This is a genomic window from Salinispora cortesiana, from assembly GCF_000484695.1.
Taxonomy (GTDB): Bacteria; Actinomycetota; Actinomycetes; order Mycobacteriales; family Micromonosporaceae; genus Micromonospora; species Micromonospora cortesiana.
Genome location: NZ_AXVR01000006.1, coordinates 58,536 through 72,957 on the forward strand (window position 1 = coordinate 58,536; position 14,422 = coordinate 72,957).

Sequence of the window (14,422 nt, forward strand, 5' to 3'; positions counted from 1 at the left end):
CGCACGGGTACGGTGGGCCCATGGCGCAGTTCGTGGACTGGGATCTGGCCGCAGCGACCGCGGGGACGCTCGGCAAGACGGGCCCGCGCGTCTCCTACGCCGAGGCCACGGAGGTCGTCGGTGACCTGCGACGGCTGACCGACGAGGCGGCCGAGCACGTCGGCGACTTCACCGGGCTCCGCTCGCAGGTGTCGCACCCGCCGGTGCAGGTGGTGGACCGTCGAGACTGGGCGGCGACAAACATCGCCGGTCTGCGCGAGGTCATCGGCCCCCTGGTCGGTCGCCTCGCGGGAGACAAGCAGCCCGGTGTGTTGACCGAGGCGATCGGTTCGCGGATCACCGGCGTGCAGGCCGGCACGGTGCTGGCGTACCTCTCCGGCCGGGTCCTCGGCCAGTACGAGGTCTTCTCCGGCGAGCCGGGCCAGCTACTGCTGATCGCGCCGAACATCGTCGAGGTGGAGCGGAAGCTGGCGGCCGACCCCCGCGACTTTCGGCTCTGGGTCTGTCTGCACGAGGTCACCCACCGCACCCAGTTCACCGCGGTGCCGTGGCTGCGGGCCTACTTTCTTGGTGAGGTGCAGGCGTTCATCGACGCCTCCAGCACCGGCACCGACCCGCTGGTCGAGCGGCTGCGCCGCGGCGTCGCCGTCCTCGCCGACGCGGTGCGGGAGCCGGCCGGTCGCACCAGCGTCCTGGACATCGTCCAGACCCCGGCCCAGAAGGCGGTGCTGGATCGGCTCACCGCGCTGATGACGTTGCTCGAGGGGCACGCCGAGTTCGTGATGGATGGGGTGGGGCCGCAGGTGATCCCGAGCGTGGAGCGGATCCGGGCGTCGTTCAACCGGCGTCGGGAGTCGGGCAACCCCGTGGAGAAGGCGCTCCGTCGGCTGCTCGGGGTGGAGGTCAAGCTGCGCCAGTACGCCGAGGGGCGGCGGTTCGTCCACGGTGTCGTCGAGCGGGTCGGCATGGCGGGCTTCAACCGGGTCTTCGCCTCACCGCTGACCCTGCCCCGGCTCGCCGAGCTCAGCGACCCGGACGCCTGGGTGGCCCGGGTGCACGGGCCAGCCGGCCCGCTTCCGGCCGGCGACTGACCGGCCGCCCGTGGCCGCACTCGCCCCACCGGTCGCCGCGATTCGCCGCGCGATCCGGCACGCGCTGATCGAGCTACCCCGTGCGGGGCCGGTCCTGGTGGCCTGCTCCGGGGGAGCCGACTCGCTCGCACTGGCCGCCGCGACCGCCTTCGTGGCGCCCCGACTCGGGCGGTCCGCCGGTCTGGTCACCGTTGACCATGGCCTGCAGGAGGGTTCCGCGCAGCAGGCGGCGGCGGTCGCCGACTGGGCCCGGACGACCGGCCTCGCCCCGGTCGAGGTGGTTCGGGTGGACGTGTCCGGGCGGCCCGGTGGCCCGGAGGCCGCCGCCCGGGCAGCCCGCTACCGGGCGTTGACCGAGGTGGCCGGCGGGCTTGGGGCGGCGGCGCTACTCACCGGACACACCCGTGACGATCAGGCGGAGACGGTGCTGCTGGCGTTGGCGCGCGGTGCTGGTCCGCGCGGCCTGTCCGGGATGCCGGCGCGGCGGCGGCTCGGCTCGGTGCTGCTGCTGCGCCCGCTGCTGGAGGTGGGGCGGGAGCAGACCCGGGCGGCCTGTACGGCGCTGGGGCTCGACCCCTGGGAGGATCCGCACAACGCCGATCCGGCGTACGCCCGCGCCCGGGTCCGGGCCGAGGTGCTGCCGGTGCTGGTGCGGGCGCTCGGGCCGGCCGTGCTGGACAACCTGGCCCGTACCGCCCGGCTGGTCGCTGTTGACACGGCCGCGCTGGACGAGCAGGCCAACGCCGCGCTGGAGGGGGTGCGGCACCCCGATGGCGGGCTCTGCGTGGGCGGGCTCGCAGAGCTGGCGCCGGCGGTCCGGGGGCGGGTGTTGCACGCCTGGGCCCGGGAGTTGGGGGCCCGCCCCACCGCCCTGTCGCACCGGCATGTGGGCGCGTTGGAGGCCCTGATCACCGGCTGGCGTGGGCAGGGGGCGGCGTACCTGCCGGGCGGGCTACGGGTGCTCCGTCAGGCGGGTCGGCTCGCCGCCGTCGCCTCGGACGCACAGCGGTGATCGGAGGGACTTTCCCTGGTCAGCGGGGTGAGGTTGGTCCCGTGTGTCGGTCTTTGCGGAGAAACCCGGTCTGGGTCGTATAAAAGGAGCGGCCCCGCCGACGGAGACCATCGTGCGTACGGCAGGCTAGGAGTCATGGCTGACGGCTCCTGGTACGACGCCGATATCGACCACGTGATCATTTCGGAGGCGCAGATCCGCGAGAAGACGGCGGAGTTGGCCAAACAGATATCGGCGGACTACGCCGACGTCGAGGACGGGCTGCTGCTCGTCTGCGTCCTCAAGGGCGCGGTGATGTTCATGGCCGACTTCGCCCGGGCGCTGGGCCGGCAGGGCCCCCCGGCCGAGCTGGAATTCATGGCGATCTCCTCGTACGGGCAGGGCACCACCTCCTCCGGCGTGGTGCGGATCCTCAAGGACCTGGACCGGGACATCGCCGGCCGGCACGTGGTCGTGGTGGAGGACATCGTCGACTCCGGGCTGACCCTCTCCTGGCTCCTGCGCTACCTGGAGTCCCGCTCGGCGGCGAGCGTCGAGGTGGTCGCGCTGTTCCGTAAGCCGGAGGCGGTGAAGGTGCCGGTCGCGGTCAAGTACGTCGGCTTCGACATCCCGACCGAGTTCGTCGTCGGCTACGGGCTCGACTTCGGTGAGCGCTACCGGGAGTTGCCCTTCGTCGGCGTACTCCGACCCGAGGTCTACGCCCGGTAGGAGCGCTCGCTGCGACGTTCAGCGGACTCTCAGCCGTACGGACTAGGGTTGAGGCCGGTGGCGGCGTGGAGGAAACCTCCCCGCCCGACCTCCGCAACCGCGGGACCGGGCGGTTGCGGGGCGGGTGCGGAGCTCCCGTCCCGCTGGCAGGAACCCCGGTTCGCCCTACGCGTAAGTGCTGGGGCTGGCATGCTCGCATCCGGCACGAACGGTGTACCGTCGAGTGACCGTGGCGCGATGTGGTGCCCCGGGGGTCAGATCGGCCCGCACGGCGGCCCAGCCGCCGCGCTGGTGGCGATACCTTTCAGACGGTCCGGACGTCGATCAGGAGGATGCGAGCGTCTCGGCGCTCGACAACAGTATGGAACGTACGCGTTTCTTCCGCCGACCGGTGGTCTGGATCATCCTGGTCATCCTCGGCGCCATTTTGCTCGGTCAGCTGTTCACCGGGGGCCCCGACTACCATCGGGTGGAGACCTCTGTTGCGCTGGACCAGCTCAACAAGGGTGGCATTGAGAAGGCCGTCTACGCCGACAAGGAGCAGACCCTTCAGCTCGATCTGGCCGAGTCGGCCGAGTTCGGGGACGACAACACGTCCACCGATCGGATCGAGGCGCAGATCCCGTACGAGTGGAGCGCCCAGGTCTGGGACGACGTCCTTGACGCCGAGGCGAACAACCGCATCACCGGCACGGCCGACACAGAGGTCTCGTCCGACAGCATCTGGATGACCCTGCTGATCAGCCTGCTCCCCATCCTGCTGCTGGTGGCCCTGCTGCTGTTCTTCATGTCGCAGATGCAGGGCGGCGGCTCCCGGGTGCTCAACTTCGGCAAGTCCAAGGCCAAGATGATCACCAAGGACACGCCGAAGACGACCTTTTCCGACGTGGCGGGCTCCGAGGAGGCCGTCGAGGAGCTGCACGAGATCAAGGATTTCCTGCAGAACCCGGCGAAGTACCAGGCGCTCGGCGCCAAGATCCCGAAGGGCGTGCTGCTCTTCGGCCCGCCCGGCACCGGTAAGACCCTGCTGGCCCGCGCGGTCGCCGGGGAGGCCGGGGTGCCCTTCTACTCCATCTCCGGCTCGGATTTCGTCGAGATGTTCGTCGGTGTCGGCGCCAGCCGGGTCCGGGACCTCTTCGAGCAGGCCAAGACGAACGCGCCGGCGATCGTCTTCGTGGACGAGATCGACGCGGTCGGTCGGCACCGGGGTGCCGGCATGGGCGGCGGTCACGACGAGCGGGAGCAGACCCTCAACCAGCTCCTCGTCGAGATGGACGGCTTCGACACCAAGGGCGGCGTCATCCTGATCGCCGCCACCAACCGGCCGGACATCCTCGACCCGGCGCTGCTGCGGCCGGGCCGCTTCGACCGGCAGATCCCGGTGGACGCGCCGGACATGGAGGGCCGCAAGGCGATCCTGCGGGTGCACGCCAAGGGCAAGCCGTTCACCCCCGATGTTGATCTCGATGCGGTGGCGCGGCGTACCCCCGGCTTCAGCGGTGCCGACCTGGCCAACGTGATCAACGAGGCCGCGCTGCTCACCGCCCGCCGGGACCAGCGGGCGATCACCGACGACTCCCTGGAAGAGTCGATCGACCGGGTGATCGCCGGCCCCCAGCGCCGTACCCGGGTGATGAGTGACAACGAAAAGAAGATCACGGCGTACCACGAGGGTGGGCACGCGCTGGTCGCCTGGGCGCTGCCGCACGCCGCACCGGTGCACAAGGTCACCATCTTGTCCCGGGGTCGTTCCCTGGGGCACACCCTGGTCCTGCCGACCGAGGACAAGTACACCCAGACCCGGGCCGAGATGGTCGACACCCTGGCCTACGCGCTGGGTGGCCGGGCCGCCGAGGAGCTGGTGTTCCACGAGCCGACCACCGGCGCCGGCAACGACATCGAGAAGGCCACCCAGCTGGCCCGCGCGATGATCACTCAGTACGGGATGAGCTCCAAGCTCGGTGCGCTCAAGTACGGCAGCAGTGGTGACGAGCCGTTCCTGGGCCGCAACATGGGCAACGAGCGGGGCTATTCCGACGCCGTCGCCGCCGAGATCGACGCCGAGATGCGCGCCCTGATCGAGCTGGCGCACGACGAGGCCTGGGAGATCCTGGTCGAGTACCGCGATGTGCTGGACAACATCGTGCTCGAGCTGATGGAGAAGGAGACGCTCTCCACGGCCGACATGGCCCGGATCTGCGACCGGGTGGCGAAGCGCCCGCCGATGGCTCCGTACAACGGGTTCGGCAAGCGCCAGCCCTCCACCGAGCCGCCGGTGCGCACGCCTGCCGAGAACGAGGCGCTCAAGGCGCAGGGCACGGCCGACACCGCGTCCATCAGCGGTGCCGCCTCGAACAACTCGGAGGCCCCGCACTGAACAGCGACGATGAGGCGGCCGACCGCCCGCAGGGGTTGGCCGCCTCCGCCACCAAGGCCGACGGCGACCTGGACCACGTCGCCGCTCGGCTGGTCAGTGGTCGGCTCGCCGGCGGTCCGGTCGAGGAGAGCGTTGACCTGGTCCGGCTGGAGAAGGCGGTCCGCGAGATCCTGATCGCGGTTGGCGAAGACCCGGACCGCGAGGGGCTCCAGCAGACCCCGGCCCGGGTTGCCCGGGCCTACGTCGAGTTGTTCGCCGGGCTTCGGGTCGACCCGGCGCAGGTGCTCAGCACCACCTTCGAGGCCGACCACGACGAGCTGGTGCTGGTCCGGGGCATCGACGTGATGAGCCTCTGCGAGCACCACCTACTGCCGTTTCGGGGCAGCGCCCACATCGGGTACATTCCCGGCTCGGACGGCCGGATCACCGGTCTGTCCAAGCTGGCCCGGCTGGTAGAGGTCTTCGCGCGTCGTCCCCAGGTGCAGGAGCGGCTCACCGCACAGATCGCCGACCTGCTGATGGCGCAGCTCCAGCCGCGTGGCGTGATCGTCGTCCTGGAGTGCGAGCACATGTGCATGGCGATGCGCGGCATCCAGAAGTCGGGCGCCTGCACGATCACCTCCGCGGTGCGCGGCAGCCTGCAGGAGGACGCGAGGACCCGCGCCGAGGCGATGGCGCTGATCAACGCCCGCTGATCCCGCCCGCCCGGCGGGACACCCTCCACCCCCGGGACGCCGTCGCCGCCGGCCATGACGGGTGAGTCGAGGCTGGACCGCACGGCAGCTCCGCCGAGCTCAGCCCAGCAGGGCGAGCAGGAGCACCGTACTGGTCAGGATGGCTGGGACCAGGCAGACCAACACCCCGAGCCGGGGAGTGCGGTCCGGCTGCCCGCCCGTCTCCGGCCCGGCGAGGCGCCCCACCCACCACCAGCCCGCTGCGAACGCCGCGGCCGGCGTAGCCAGCCCGACAACCAGCGCGGTGGCGCTCACCGTGCTGGGGCCGGTGACGGCGAGCAGGATCAGCTGGACCAGCGGCATCAGCAGGGCCAGCGGGGCGTAGCAGAGCAGGTTCCGGGCGATGACGGGCCAGCCGGCCAGGTTGACCAGCCCGCGGGCGGCCAGTGCGGCGTCCGCCGACTCCACCCGGCTGGCCGCCTCCCGCAGCGCGGCCAGCACCGTCGCCGGCCCACTCGCCATCGACCGACTCGCCGCCGAGAGCTCCGGTGGCGTCGGCGCCAGCGAGATCGGCGGTACGCCGGAGTCTCGTAGCCGCGCCTCCTGCCCGGCCAGCTGGGCCCGGACCGTCGCCAGTTCCTCCCGGGCGGCCGCGACCTCGCGGGCCTGCTCGCCCGCGGCGGTGGCCGCACTTCGGCGTACCTCGTCGAGCTGTCGGGTCGCTGCGAGGTATTCGGCCCACGCCACCTCGACCGGCTCGTCAGCTGCCTTCTCCTCGAGAGCTGACTCCGGCTGGTGGGTCGCCTCCTCCTCGTGGGCTGACTCCGGCTCGTGGGGCGACTCCGGCTGGTGGGTCGGCTCCGGCTCGTGGTCGGGCAGCGGCTGGTGGGCCGCCGCCGGCGGAGGGACCGGCTGCGGTACGTGGATCGGCAGCGGCGGGGCGCCCGGGGGTTGCTGCCGATCCGGGCCCCGATCCTGGATGGGTATCCGGCTCACGTCAGGACCGGCTTCGTGGCGAACGGAACCAGGACGACACCCTGCTCGCTGTGGCCGTCCCAGAGCAGCGCCCGGTCTGGTCGAGGCCGCCACTCCACCGGGCGGCCGAAGAGCGCCCCGAGCTGGGCCCCCGGCACGTCCACGACGGCGACCGTGGCGAGCTTCGTCAACTCGTCTCCTGGTTCGAGTAGGGACGCGAAGGAGGGCACGGTGCCCCACCGGCCGAGCAGGTGACGACCGGTCGGCGGCCCCTCCCGGAGCAGGGTGGCGAGCCGGTCCGGCGGAACCTCCCCGGCACCCGGCCCGTCCACATCGAAGACGACCAGGTAGGCCGGCTCGGCCGAGTCGAGGGCAGCCGGCAGATCAGCCTGATCCACCACCTCAACCGAGTGCTGGGCGGCCAACTCGGCGGCGAGCGCCGCGGCGAGCGGGCCCGATTCGTCCGCGGAAGGCACCACCACGAAACGGGCGGAACCCGGCTGGTGGTGGGCGGCGACGCTGCGGGCCGCGGTGACCAGCAGGCCAGCCGCCGCCACACTGGCACCGAGCACCGCCAGATTGCGCCCCGGGGCGGCGTCGAGCGACACCGTCACCGTTGACCGGGTCACATCCACCGCCCGGCCCAGCAGCGCCACCGGACCGGTTGCCCCACCGGCCACCGCCGCTCGGTACCGGGGGTCGTTGCGCAGCTGCGGCTGGGCATAACCGGCGAAGACGACTGGTGGGGCGCTCCGCTCCGGGCGGGCCTCCCAGAGCCGGTGCCGCAGGCCCTCCACCGCCTCGCAGTGATCCATCGGATCGGGGAAGCGGATCACCCGTTCGTGTCCCCGGATGGCGCCCCGCGGCCCCCCGAGGCCGCCCGCGGTGTTGACCACCGCACTCCCCACCGCCAGCCCGGCCGCCGAGTCGTTGGTCGAGGCCAACACCGCACCCCCACCGGGAAGCGCCACCCGCACCGGGAACTGCCCGAGCAGCGGATCCCGGTCACTGCGCGGCCGAAGGCCCAGGTCCCCCTCCCCGGCCAGGAGCAGATGCACGCCGTACGACCGGCCGGTGCGCGCCACGGCCTCGAGCAGGGCCCGGGCCTCGGTGGCGATCCGGTCCCGGCCGGTGAGTAGTCGCGGTAGGCCGTCCACCACGGCGACGATCCGCGGCAACTCCTGGTGCTGCCGCAGCTCCTGATACCGCTGCCCGCCGGCGCGGGCACCGGCCTCCGCACGGCGGCGGACCTCGGTGGCCAGGAGGTCGAACAGATCCAGCACGTATTCCCGGTCCGCGGTGATGGCGGCGGCCCGGACCTGTGGAATCCAGGAGCGGTCGCGTTCGGTCTGGAGGAACTCGGTGAAGGACTCCCCGACGCCGAGGTCGGCCAGGTAGAGGACGAGCTCCTCCGGGCCGTAGCGGGCGGTCAGACTGAGCAGGGCGGTGGCGAGGAACGTCGATCGGCTGGTGTCGGAGCGACCACTCACCAACCAGTGTGGCGTCAGCTCGGAGAAGCCCAGGGAGACCGGCCGCCCCCCGGCGTCCCCCACCGTCGTCGCCATCCCGGCCCGGGAACTCGCCGTCCACACCGGCTCACCCGGCTCCGGAAGCAGCTCGGCCAGGGCCAGCCGTGAGCCCTCCTCCACCTGCTCGGCGAGGCGACGGCAGACCTCGTCCACGAGGTCTGCCGGGGGATCCGGCTCGAGGAAGACCGGCGAGTTCAACCCGCTCGGAGGATCCGCTTCCGGCGCCCCGAAGGCGGTGCCGGGAGGGCCGGTGAGCAGCGCGTACGCACTGCGGATCGTCAGCGCGGCGGCGCGTGGCAGCGGAGCGCGGCCGGCTGGCCACCCCGCCACCAGCAGGTGTAGGCCACTCGCGCTGCCCTGCTCGGCGAGCGCTTCCAGGCGGGTCAGGTCGGTGTGGCCGGCGGACTCGGGCAGCGCGGCGACGACCAGGAGCAGGATCCGGTCGTGCCGGCGTCGGTCGGCTCCGGCCGGAGCCACCCACCGTTCCGCCTCCGCCAGCACCGCGCGCAGGCCGGCGACGTCCGTAACCGGAGGCGGCAGGAGGCCGGCGTCGGCGAGCGCCGCGAACGGGGTCAGCGCGGTACCCGTACCGTCAACCGCGCGGACCAGCAGCGCCCCGGCCGGCGTGGCCGCCAGCAGCCGGAACAGGACGGCCCGGACCAGGCCCGCCACCCGCGGATCCCCGGTGTCGGCGTCGACCGTCAGGTTCCCGGCGCCGATCAGCGGGACCAGTGCGGGGAAGCGAGCCTCGTCGAGTGGGGCGGCGGTGCCGACCCGGACGAAGCGCGGCGGCCCCTCCCCGGCGATGGTCTCCGCCGGCAGGGTCTCCAGCGCGGCTCCCGCCCAGCCAGGGGCGAGTTGACCGGCGGCGCTCCGCAGCCGGTCGGCGAGCTCGTACTGGCGGGCGTGGTCGGCGGGAGCAGGACGGATGTCGTCGAGGACGTCGGCGGCGGCGAGCGCGGTGGCGGCAGCCTGCCGGTGTAGGGCGGCGGCCCGGTTCGCCCGCCTCCTCGGACCCACCGCGTCCACCCCCTTTTCGCGAGGTCGGCGACCCGCCCCGCGCGAAGACCGTAGCGCAGGACGACCTGGTTCCGGCGGAGGCGCCGCGGTGCCGCGTCGGTGTTGTTGCCGACGTTACCGGCGGGGAGGAAGCCGTCACGATCCGCCTAATCTGGGCATTGGGCCAGCGGCCGGCAGCCGTTAGCCTCAGGGGGTGGAATCAGTGCAGCCCCCCGCCGGTTCCCAGGTGTCCCGCCTACCGGCGCAGCGGCCTCCCTCGGAGCAGCTGGCGGCCCCACCCTCGGCGCCCGCGCCAGGAACGGGGACGCCGGTCCAGCCGCGGCGGCAACGACTTCGCACCATCCTCACCGTGACCGCCGCCGTGCTGACGGCGCTCGTGCTGGGCGGGATCGTCGGTGGCTACGTCCTCTACGACCGGGCCACCACCCCCGACCGCAGCGCACCCGACGTGGTCGTGAGTAGCTATCTCGCCGCGTTTTTTGTAGACAGGAATGACACGCTCGCCGACCTGTTCCTCTGCGCCGAGGGGGCGTCCCTCGCTGAGCTGCGGGCGCTGCGCGAGGACCTGGCGGCGCGGGAGGCGCGGTTCGCGGTGCCCATCTCCGTCAGCTGGGGGAGCCTCGCGGTCCAACGCGAGGGTGACGAGGCGATCGTCGACCTGGAACTGGTGATCTCTGCCTACGTCGACGGTGGCAGTTACAGCGAACGGCAGCCGTGGCGCTTCACCACCCGGCTGGGCGAGGACTGGCGGGTCTGCGCCGGCGCGCGGGTTGACTGACCTATTCGATCCAGAGCAGGTGGACGGGGACCTCGAGTGTGGTCGGGGTCTGCCCGCGCCAGGCCCAGCGATACCACTCGATCTCGGGGGTGATCCGGACGCAGATGTCCCCCTCGGCGCTCGAGTAGGTCTCGGTCACCGCGCGTAGGTCCCGGTGTTCGACCGAGCCCACCACCTGCACGACCCGCCGACCGGCGACGGCGTCGGCCTCGAAGACCGGCGTCGGCGCCCGATGCGTGGGCGCGTCCAGGGAGACCAGCCGATCGGCCTCCGCGGGCGGCAGCTCCGGCCGCTGCCCGACCGTCTCCACCCAGACCCGGTCGACCGGGACGAGGGGGGCGAAGACCTCGACCTGATCGGCCTCGGCGCGGTACCACTCGTGCTCGGCGATGACCGGCACGTAGGTGCGGCTGCCCTGGACCACGCGGTCGTCCGCGCGCAGGTCACCGCGCCAGCCCAGCCCGGGTTGGCCGACCCGCACCCGGCACCCGCGCAGCTCGACCCGGCCGGCGGCCGGCAGCACCGCGATCGGTCGGGGTGGCAGCGGCGCCCAGTCCGGCTGGTCCAGGAAGGGGTCGGGGAGGGGGTCGGTCATCGCCGTCGGTGCCTCACTCCACGCTCCGCAGCGGCGCGCCCTGCTCCCGCATGAAGAGCACCGGGTCGATCGCGCCGTGGCGACTCCGGTCGCCGTCGACGTGCACCTCGAAGTGCAGGTGCGGGCCGGAGGAGTTGCCGCTGCTGCCGATCACCCCGATCTCCTCCCCGGCGCGCACCGTCTGGCCCGCGCTGACCTTGGGTTTCTCCGCCAGGTGGCAGTAGCGGGTGATGATCTTCCCCGCGTGCGCGATGTCGACGAACCAGCCGCAGCCACCCTTGCCCGGCCAGCCGTCCACGTCGCAGCTCAGCTCCCCGGCCCGGTCCGGGTCGCAGCGGGCGACCAGGACCCGTCCGCTGGCGGCGGCGTGGATCGGGGTGCCCTTGTCGGCGGCGATGTCCACCCCCTGGTGCGCCGGCCGCTCCTGGGTGCGGAAGCCGGAGCCGACGTCACCGGGGATCGGGGCGGTCCAGCCGGAGGCGGCGATCCGGCCCGCCTCCGCGGCGTTGCAGAGATGCCCGTCGGCGACCGGCACGCTCCGGGCCGCGCCGCCGGCCAGCGAGTTGACGATTGTCGAGGCCAGCGCCTCATGCTTCGCGTAGGCGTCCGGGAAGGCGCTGACCTGCACGGCCTGCGCCGCCCGGGTCAGCGGCAGCTGCTGCCAGCCGGGGACCGCCAGCAGCTTTTCGTAGAACCTGCGGGCCGCGTACTCCGGCGTCATCCGCTCCTTGACCGAGCCCCAGCCCGCCCGCTGCTGGAACAGGCCCACCGAGTCGTGGTCCGAGCCGACGCCCTCGTTGGGGAGCTGCTCCGACCCGGGGACCGTGGGGTTGGCGAGATTGCGCAGCCGGGACTCCTGCATGGCGGTCGCCACGGCGATCACCCAACCGCGGGGCGGCACCTGCAGCTCCTGCCCGACCTCGATGATTCGGGCGGCGTTGCGGAGCTGGCGCTCACCGTACTGCGACATCTGCGGCATCGCCCCGGTGACCTCGACCCGGAAGTCGTCGGTGCACTCCTGGTTGGCGAGCCGGAGCTCGTCGTCGCTGCCGAGCTCGGTGAGGAAGAAGGCTCCCGCGCCGCCGGCGCAGCAGAGCAGGGTCAGCGTCGCGGTGAACGCGAAGGCCAGCACGCCGACGCGCAGGCGGCGGCGCTTCGGCTCGGCTGCTTCGCTCATACCTGCTCCCAGTCCACCGCGTCCACCCGCCACCGGCCGTCCGGCGCCACCAGCTCCAGCCGGAGCTGGCCGGTGTCGAAGGGCACCCGCGCCTCGACGACCGTCTCGGACCGGGCCCTGACCGTCACGGCGCCCGCCACCTCACCGGTCGGGACGTCAACCGGATCCACGTCGGCGAGCTGCTCGGCCAACGCCGGGGTGGCCAGGGGGCGCAGCCCGGCGTGCCAGCGCTCGGCGGTGATCCCCGGCTGCCCGCGCCAGGCGGTGACGAACTCGGCGGCGACCTGCTCCGGCGTCGCCGCCCCGGGCCGGGTCACCGGCGTGGGGGAGCGCGTGTCGATCAGCCCGTCGTCACCGACCGTCGGGTGCACCGTGGTGATCGGCTGCTCCGGGCGGTTGCTGAGGCCGCTCCCCGGCTCCCCCGCCCCGGCGACCAGCCGGGTGGTGCCGATGATGCCGACCACCACCACGGCGAGCGCCAGCGCGATCCCCACCCGGGACCGGAGTACCCGGGTGAGGAGCTGTTCGACTGCCCGCCGCACCGCGATCACCGAGCCTCGGAGCGGATCCGGGGGGTGCTCCGTTCCGGCGCGGGCTTCGTCGCGCCGGGTCGGTAGATGACGTAGGAGGGGCTCTCCTGCGGGCCCTCCGGCTCGGTCCAGCTCGCCGGTGCCTGCCGCTGCCGCGGTGCCGGGGTGGTGCGGCTCGGCGAGCTGCGCTCCCCGGACGCCGGTGCCCCGTCCGGCCGCTCGCGGTGCTCGGGCCGGGTCCCACCCGCGGTCGCGGGCACCAGTTCCTCGTGCCGGGCCTCCGGCCGCAGCCTGCTCTGCTCCGCCACCACCGCCCCGCGGCGACCCGAGCTCGGCTCGCCGGCGCCGCGGGGCTCCGCGTCGAGGCGGGACGCCGCACGCATGTCCCGGAAGAACCGGCGGTGCCAGGAGCTGGCCGAGCCGCCCGCCTCACTCCCGCCCTTGCCGCCGAGTTGGGTGACTCGTCGGTAGGGACGCAGCAGCAGCCAGCCGACCACGCCGCAGAGCCAGACCAGCACCACCTGGAGCCAGCCGGGCAGGGTCGGGGTGCTCATGATGAGGTCCACGGCGAAGAGGTAGATCGCGGCGCCGGTGCCGAAGATGGCGATGTTGAAGACCGCTGCGACCACCGCGTTACCCAGCCGGCGCAGCCCGGCGCTCGCCGGGCGGAGCAGACCGATGGTGCCGAGGATCGGCGCGGCGATCACCGCCCAGCGGAAGAGCAGGAAGCCCAGCAGCACCAGCACCGACGCGGTGAGGTCGAACATCGCGAAGAGCAGCGCGGCGAGCACCGCGATGAAGCCGGCGCCGACCCGGTCCATGTCCCGGAGCCCCTGGAGGTACTCGTACGCCTCCGGATCCTCCTGCTTGATCTGCTGCGCGACCCGCGCCCACTGCTGCTTCTTCAGCTTGACCGTCAGCTCCCGCGTCGCGGGGTTCGACCGGAGCCGCTCCACCTCCTCCCAGGAGAAGGACTTCGCGTCGTAGAGCGCCGGCCCGTACTTCTTCGCGGTCTCGCTGTCGGCCGAGCCCAGCACCCCGCGCAGCCAGTTGCGGTAGAGCATCGTCTCGGTCGCCGTGTCGCTCGCCCGCACCGCCGGCGGCCGGTTGTCGGCGCAGGCCGCCGGATTCGGGACCGGGCACTGGTCCGGCGGGACTTCCTGGGTGGCTGGTCCGACCGCGTCGTGGACCACCCCCAGCGTGGTGACCAGGGTGCCGTCGGCGACGTTGGCGGACTTCACCGGCCAGGCGGCCAGCGCGGTCACCGCCACCATCACGAGCAGGGCCCAGCCCGCGGTCGTCAGGGCGTTGCTCATGTCCGACTGGCGGGAACGCCAGAGCAGATAGAGCCCGACCACGCAGAGGGTGACGATCCCGAAGACGCTGAACACCTTCTGGTAGACCGCCGTGGTCGCCTGCTCCACCAGCGGATCGGCCCAGCCCCACATCGACTGCGGATCCCAGGCCCGCTCCCGCAGGGCGTTCGAGGCGCCGACGATCGCGGTGGCGATCATGAACTCGCCGTTGGCGACCGTGTTGGTGAACTTGTAGTCCGGGTGCAGCACCGCGGTGGCGCACCCGGTGTCGATGTCGTAGGTGGTGTAGCTGTATCCCGCGTAGCCGTAGTCGCTGTAGTACCCCTTGCGGCCGTCTTCCTTCGCCGCGTCCGGGCGGGCCGCGAACCAGCCGGCGAGGCCGGAGTCCGGCGCTGTCGGCGTCGGGGCGTTGCGGCAGGTGACGTCGTCCTCGGCGACCTCCGCCAGCCGGGACACACAGGCGCGGAAGTCGGCCTGCCACTCCTCGGTGGTGCAGGGGCTGGCTGGGGCCTGCGTGGACAGCTCCGGAGCCACCGCTGGTGCCGCTGCCGCGCCGACCCCCGGCCAGCTGACCGTGGCCCCGGCGAGGACGCCGAGAGCCAGCAAGAGCGCCACCGTCCGAGCCCGGGCCCCGGCCATC

The 14,422-nt window shown here is 72.9% G+C and carries 12 protein-coding genes; 6 read left to right on the forward strand and 6 right to left on the reverse strand.

What is annotated here, in order from left to right; translation table 11 throughout:
- Positions 1 to 20: 20 nt before the first annotated feature.
- The 5 genes from K228_RS0104935 to folE all read left to right on the forward strand — a co-directional run bounded on the left by K228_RS0104935 (position 21) and on the right by folE (position 5,883).
- Positions 21 to 1,091 carry a zinc-dependent metalloprotease gene (locus K228_RS0104935; protein ID WP_025617412.1) on the forward strand — a complete coding sequence of 357 codons (1,071 nt, stop codon included), beginning with the start codon at positions 21 to 23 and terminating at the stop codon, positions 1,089 to 1,091.
- A 10-nt stretch (positions 1,092 to 1,101) separates the two neighbouring features.
- Positions 1,102 to 2,103 (forward strand): tRNA lysidine(34) synthetase TilS, encoded by a 1,002-nt coding sequence (gene tilS, locus K228_RS0104940; RefSeq protein ID WP_025617413.1) that lies wholly within the window; start codon positions 1,102 to 1,104, stop codon positions 2,101 to 2,103.
- 135 nt (positions 2,104 to 2,238) lie between these two features.
- On the forward strand, positions 2,239 to 2,811 hold the full coding sequence (gene hpt, locus K228_RS0104945) for a hypoxanthine phosphoribosyltransferase (protein WP_018255207.1): 573 nt from the start codon (positions 2,239 to 2,241) through the stop codon (positions 2,809 to 2,811).
- 361 nt (positions 2,812 to 3,172) lie between these two features.
- Positions 3,173 to 5,188, forward strand: a complete 2,016-nt coding sequence (gene ftsH / locus K228_RS0104950; RefSeq protein WP_025617414.1) for an ATP-dependent zinc metalloprotease FtsH — start codon at positions 3,173 to 3,175, stop codon at positions 5,186 to 5,188.
- A 35-nt stretch (positions 5,189 to 5,223) separates the two neighbouring features.
- Positions 5,224 to 5,883: a GTP cyclohydrolase I FolE gene (gene folE / locus K228_RS0104955; protein WP_025617415.1), complete on the forward strand. Its 660-nt coding sequence runs from the start codon at positions 5,224 to 5,226 to the stop codon at positions 5,881 to 5,883.
- Positions 5,884 to 5,982: 99 nt separating this feature from the next.
- On the opposite strand, the gene K228_RS0104960 is transcribed toward folE, so the two are convergent.
- Complete coding sequence (locus tag K228_RS0104960) at positions 5,983 to 6,858, reverse strand: hypothetical protein (RefSeq protein ID WP_025617416.1); 876 nt, start codon at positions 6,856 to 6,858, stop codon at positions 5,983 to 5,985.
- The gene (locus K228_RS0104965; RefSeq protein WP_025617417.1) at positions 6,855 to 9,395 is read right to left on the reverse strand and encodes an FtsK/SpoIIIE domain-containing protein; all 2,541 of its coding nucleotides are present in this window, start codon (positions 9,393 to 9,395) and stop codon (positions 6,855 to 6,857) included. The genes K228_RS0104960 and K228_RS0104965 overlap by 4 nt, the downstream gene beginning before the upstream one ends.
- 193 nt (positions 9,396 to 9,588) lie before the next feature.
- Between K228_RS0104965 and K228_RS25335 the strand changes: the two genes are divergently transcribed.
- Complete coding sequence (locus tag K228_RS25335) at positions 9,589 to 10,164, forward strand: hypothetical protein (RefSeq protein ID WP_033776523.1); 576 nt, start codon at positions 9,589 to 9,591, stop codon at positions 10,162 to 10,164.
- A gap of 1 nt (position 10,165) precedes the next feature.
- Here the strand turns inward: K228_RS25335 and K228_RS0104975 are convergent, their stop codons facing one another.
- Genes K228_RS0104975 through K228_RS0104990 form a run of 4 tightly spaced genes read right to left on the reverse strand, consistent with a single transcriptional unit; the run spans position 10,166 to position 14,421 of the window.
- Positions 10,166 to 10,759: a hypothetical protein gene (locus K228_RS0104975; protein WP_025617419.1), complete on the reverse strand. Its 594-nt coding sequence runs from the start codon at positions 10,757 to 10,759 to the stop codon at positions 10,166 to 10,168.
- Between the two features lie 13 nt (positions 10,760 to 10,772).
- A complete protein-coding gene (locus K228_RS0104980; RefSeq protein WP_025617420.1) occupies positions 10,773 to 11,936 on the reverse strand; it encodes a M23 family metallopeptidase in 1,164 nt (387 codons plus the stop codon).
- Positions 11,933 to 12,487 carry a hypothetical protein gene (locus K228_RS0104985; RefSeq protein WP_025617421.1) on the reverse strand — a complete coding sequence of 185 codons (555 nt, stop codon included), beginning with the start codon at positions 12,485 to 12,487 and terminating at the stop codon, positions 11,933 to 11,935. Before K228_RS0104985 ends, K228_RS0104980 begins: the two co-directional genes overlap by 4 nt.
- Positions 12,484 to 14,421 carry a hypothetical protein gene (locus K228_RS0104990; protein WP_025617422.1) on the reverse strand — a complete coding sequence of 646 codons (1,938 nt, stop codon included), beginning with the start codon at positions 14,419 to 14,421 and terminating at the stop codon, positions 12,484 to 12,486. The genes K228_RS0104985 and K228_RS0104990 overlap by 4 nt, the downstream gene beginning before the upstream one ends.
- Between the last annotated feature and the right edge of the window lies 1 nt (position 14,422).

What these genes read in the sequence shown, in the direction of transcription:
- K228_RS0104980 (WP_025617420.1), bottom strand. Translation starts at nt 11,936, where the DNA reads ATGAGCGAAGCAGCCGAGCCGAAGCGCCGCCGCCTGCGCGTCGGCGTG.
- K228_RS0104975 (WP_025617419.1), bottom strand. Translation starts at nt 10,759, where the DNA reads ATGACCGACCCCCTCCCCGACCCCTTCCTGGACCAGCCGGACTGGGCG.
- hpt (WP_018255207.1), top strand. Translation starts at nt 2,239, where the DNA reads ATGGCTGACGGCTCCTGGTACGACGCCGATATCGACCACGTGATCATT.
- K228_RS0104990 (WP_025617422.1), bottom strand. Translation starts at nt 14,421, where the DNA reads ATGGCCGGGGCCCGGGCTCGGACGGTGGCGCTCTTGCTGGCTCTCGGC.
- ftsH (WP_025617414.1), top strand. Translation starts at nt 3,173, where the DNA reads ATGGAACGTACGCGTTTCTTCCGCCGACCGGTGGTCTGGATCATCCTG.
- K228_RS0104935 (WP_025617412.1), top strand. Translation starts at nt 21, where the DNA reads ATGGCGCAGTTCGTGGACTGGGATCTGGCCGCAGCGACCGCGGGGACG.